Origin of the sequence: Gaetbulibacter jejuensis (genome assembly GCF_039524015.1) — a bacterium.
GTDB lineage: Bacteria > Bacteroidota > Bacteroidia > Flavobacteriales > Flavobacteriaceae > Gaetbulibacter_B > Gaetbulibacter_B jejuensis.
In genome coordinates, this window is the sequence record NZ_BAAAGF010000008.1 from 1 (window position 1) to 5,128 (window position 5,128).

The 5,128-nt window shown below is 40.9% G+C and carries 1 protein-coding gene; it reads right to left on the reverse strand.

The genetic code is table 11. From position 1 onward, the window contains the following. Positions 1-5,128 (reverse strand): T9SS type B sorting domain-containing protein (locus ABD011_RS15690; RefSeq protein WP_343799773.1); only part of this gene is annotated, 5,128 nt, incomplete at its 5' end.

Here is a 5,128-nt window from a genome sequence, read left to right on the forward strand (position 1 = left end):
TTATCGTTTCAAAGTAAAGTGAGCTTTAAACTCTTTTCTCTGCCCACCAATTGGTTCGTCGTACTCTACTACAAACCAGTAATCACTTGATGGCATTGGGTTTCCATTGTAGGTTCCATCCCATCCTTGTCCCGAAGGAGATATTTGCTTCAACAGTTTTCCAAACCTGTCAAAGATATAAATTTTTACGTCAGCTCTACCTGCAAATCCTATAATGTTCCATGTATCATGATATCCATCTCCATTTGGTGTAAAGTACTTTGGATAATCCAACACTGTTATCTCCAACGCTGTCAGTCCACATCCATTCTTGTCTCTTGCCACTACTACATGTTCTCCTGAGGTAACGTCTTCAAACAAACCACTGTCTTGCCATGGACCGTTATCTAAACTGTATTCATACTCTCCTGGTCCTGTTGCTTCTGCTTCTATAACGTGATTTTCTGAAAAAGCTTGTGTAGTCACTTCGGCTACCAAGGTTGGAGGTGCACTTTCTATAACTAAAGTCTCATCGGTATTCTCACAGTTGGTCTCTGTTGATGTTGCTTCGTCCACAACAGTTACACTATAAGTTCCGCCTTCTATTGGCATATAACTACCTTCTGTAGCGCCTGCGATTTCTGTTCCGTTAAGATACCATGTAAAACTGTAATCTGGTGTGGTCAGTCCTGTATCTAATACTAAAGGATCTAATACTTCTGTCCCATTAGTATCCACACATAGTATATAACTGTCTTCTAAATCAAATACTGGTAACGGATTCACCTGAAGGGTCAGATCTGTCACATCATAACAGATAGAGTCTGGTGTGGTATCATTATCTACTCTTACATAAATAACCTGTGGGTTAGTGATGTTCTCATAAAGTGTAGGTAATGGGTTTACTCCTGCGTCTGCATCATCAAAACTCGCATAGTACGTTACTGTATAATTTAATGGGTCTTGACCATCTAGTACGTCTTCATCTAATGTTGATAGATCAAACTGTACACTGTCGTTAGTTGGGTCTCCATCTATCTCCATATTGTCATCACATAGCTCATATAGAATTGGCTCCATATCACTATTGGCTTCTGCTGCTTCCTGAACTTCTATGTTAAAGCTTTGTGTGCTTATCGAACATCCTGTTACTGTATTGGTAATAGCTACATAGATTGGTTGTGGATTGATCACATTGGTATATGGACTTACCAATCCGTTCATTAGATCATCAGCATCTGCTTGTGTAGCATGATAGCTTACTGTAAATAGGGTTGGATCTTGACCATTAAGTACTTCTGCATCTTTACTGGTTAAATCAAACTGCGCAAAGCCATCGGTATTGTCTTCACATATGATAAAGTCCGTTACTGCTACTACATCTGGTAATGGGTTTACGGTTATCGTAAAGGTTACTATAGTATAACATCCTGTTACATCATTAGTCACACGCACATAGATGGTTTGTGCTGTGTAATCGGTTGGGATGTTAGTGTACATTGTTGGGTCTGCTATAGCATTGGCTCCTGCTTCTGCATCTTCTTCTGTTTCATGGTAGCTTGCTGTTACTCCTGCTTCTCCATTGATGATGTATACTTCGTTTTCGGTAAGATCAAATACCTCTTGTCCATCTCCTGTATTGATGTCATCACATAACTCTAGGTTATCTGGATCTGTACTTGGAGTTGGGTTTGGTAATACTCTAATGGTTAACGTTGTGTAATCCACACAGCCTGTATCGGTATCGGTAACAACTACATATAGTGTTTGTGGGTTAGCTGGTGCGCCATTAACCGATGTATTGGTATAGGCTGTAGCGTCTACTGCGTTGGTTCCTGACTGTGCATCGACATTGGTTTCATAATAGCTCACACTCCAGCTTGCTTCTCCTCCTGTAATTTCACTGTCCTTTACGGTAAGATCAAATACTGTAATCTCATCAGCCACTTCATCATCACACAACTCTAATGGTGTTGGTTGTATTGCTGTTGGTGGAAGCTCCACACGTATTTCAAACTCTCCTGTAGTTACACAGCCATTGGCTACACTTACTAAGCGTATGTAAATGGTCTGTGGGTTGATTTGGTTACTATAGTTAGTCGTGTTAGCTATTGGGTTGTTTCCTGAGTCTGCATCTGCCTGTGTTAAATGGTAGGTCAGTACAAAATCTGCTGGGTCTTGGGTACCTAATATCTCTGCTGCTTTGGTGGTTAAATCAAACTGCGCAATCTCATCGGTATTGGTATCACAGATAACATAATCGTCTATGTTTGTTGGAACTACTGGTGATGGTAATACATTTAATACCAATGGTACTATAGTAAAGCATCCTGTTATTGTGTTCTCTGCTCTTGCATAAACGGTTTGTGTATCTGGTACGATATTACTGTAAGGACTTACTAATGGGTTTTGTGCGTTTTCAGCATCTGCCATAGTCTCATGGTAGCTCACAGTAATATCCAATTCACCATTGATGATCTCTACTGTACTACTGTCTAAATCAAAACTTGCAAAGCCATCATTGTCTACATCACATTCTTCTAAGTCTGTTGGTACTGCTGGTGATGGTATTGGGTTTACTCGTAAATCTAAAGTAATTGTACTCACACAGCCTGTAACATCATTGGTTGCTCTTACATAAATAGTCTGTGGGTTTACAGTATTGGTATATGGACTTGTGATTGGGTTGTTCCCTGAATCGGCATCGGCTTGGGTCTCATAATACGTTAGGCTGATTCCTGTTTGACCATTCAAGATCTCATCGGCTGCATCTTCTAATGTAAAGGCTTCTTGCTCATCGCCTGGGTTGTTATAATCACATAACTCCAATGGTGATGGTTGTACCAATACTGGTAATGCATTAACGATAAGCTCTAATGTTGTAAGCTTATAACATCCGTTGTTATTGTCTTCTACTCGTACCCATAGGGTCTGGTTGAAGGCTGTTGTGTTTGTATAGGCTGCTGGGTTCAGTATTGGGTTTGTTCCTGCTTCAGCATTAGCTTCTGTTTCATGATAAGTGACTGTATACTGTGTTGGGTCTGCTAGGTTTTGAAGTACTTCTGCATCCTTAGTAGTAAGGTCAAACTGTGCAAATCCATCGGCTGAGGCATCATCACATACTTGTAATGGTGTTGGTCCTGCTCCCAGTTGTGGGGTTGGATTTACTATCAATACTAAATCTACTATCGTAGCACAATCGGTAGCTATGGTAGCGCTTTCTACTCTAGCGTAAACAGTTTGCGTGTTTACCACAATGTTATTGTATGGACTTGCTAATGGGTTTACATTATTATTGGCATCTGCCATAGTCTCATGGTAAGTTACTGTAAGTCCTGGAACGCCTCCTGTTATTTCATTATCTGCATCGGTAAGGGTGAACACTCCAAAACCATCACTATCAGGATCACAGTACTCCAATGGTGTTGGCACATTAGCTACTGGTGCTTGTTCCACTACCAACGTTAAGGTTGTAGTAGCATAACATCCTGTGTTGATATCCTGAACACGTACATACACTACTTCTCCATCAAACCCTGTGTATGGTATTGGTAATGGGTTAGTAGCATTGTCTGCATCTAACTGTGTTGGGTAATACGTTACCGAGTAGTTCGGGTTGTTACCACTGATCTCTATATTCTTTAGAGTAAGATCAATGTCTGTTATGCCGTCTGGTACATTATCATCACAAACTTCCAATGGTGTAGGAACTACTAATGCTGGAAGTGGGTTGACCACCAACTCAAAACTACTTACTGAAGCACAGTTTGTAATTGTATTGGTAAGTGCCACATATAGGGTTTGTGGATTGGTTTGATTAATATATGGTACGGTTATCGCATTGATTCCTGCTTCGGCATCTGCCTGTGTTTCGTAATAGCTTACCGCTACATTAACCTGTCCATTGATGATTTCTGCATCTTTGGTCGTAAGGTCAAATGTTTCTTGCTCGTCGCCTGGGTTGTTATAGTCACACAACTCGTATGGTGTTATCGTACCTATGGTTGGTAATGGGTTTACCAATAGGGTAAGCTCTACTGTGTCATGGCAGCCTGAAGCGTCATCTTCCAAACGCACATAAACGGTTTGGGTGTTTGGTACAATATTGTTGTATGGACTTGATAGAGCATTGACACCATTGTCTGCATCAGACTGGGTCTCATGATAAGTCACTGTCATTCCAGTTTGACCACCTAATACTTCTGCGTCTTTTAATGTTAAGGTAAAGCTTGCAAAACCATCGTTATCATCATCGCAGACTTCCAATGGTGTTGGTGCTACTGCTACTGGTAGTGGGTTAACCACTAGCTCTAATGTCGTAGTATTATAGCATCCTGTTGTTGCATCTTCTAAACGTACGTATACCGTTTGCGTGTTGATGACAATGTTAGTGTATGGTGAGAAAATCTCATTGGTAGCATTGTCTGCATCGGCTTGGGTTTCATAGTAAGTGACGTTAACACCTGTTTGTCCGTTAAGTATCTCTGCATTCTTATCTGTTAGTGTAAATGCTGCAAAACCATCGGCATCGTCATCACAAACTTCTAATGGTGTTGGCACCAATACTTCTGGTAATGGGTTAACGATAAGCTCAAAGCTTGTGTATCCATAACAGTCTGGTGTGGTAGCATCTTCTACTCTTACATGTATCGTCTGTGGGTTACCTGTATTGGTATAGGTTGCTGGGTTTGCTATAGCATTCATTGGTGCTTCTGCATCTGCTTGGGTCTCGTAATAGGTTACTGTATAAACCAATGGGTCTTGACCACCTAATATAGTAGCGTCTTGTGTGGTTAAATCAAACTGAGCTACGCCATCATTGGAAGCGTCATCGCAAACTACCATATCTGATGGCTCTGTTGCTATGGCTCTATAGTTAACTACTAAATTGAACACCGGAAGTGGTGAGGCTATGTAGCAACTGGAATCGCCTGCACTCTCTACTCGTACATAGATAGGTTGTGGGTTAACGGTATTGGTGTAAGGACTCACTAATGCATTAGCCCCTGAATCGGCATCAGCAAAACTTGTGTAATACGTCACTACAAAATCTGTAGAAGGTTGTGCGCCTAAAATACCTAAATCTTGAACCGTTAAATCAAAATCCTCAAATCCATCATTGCTGTCATCATCGCAAACTTCTAGGTCT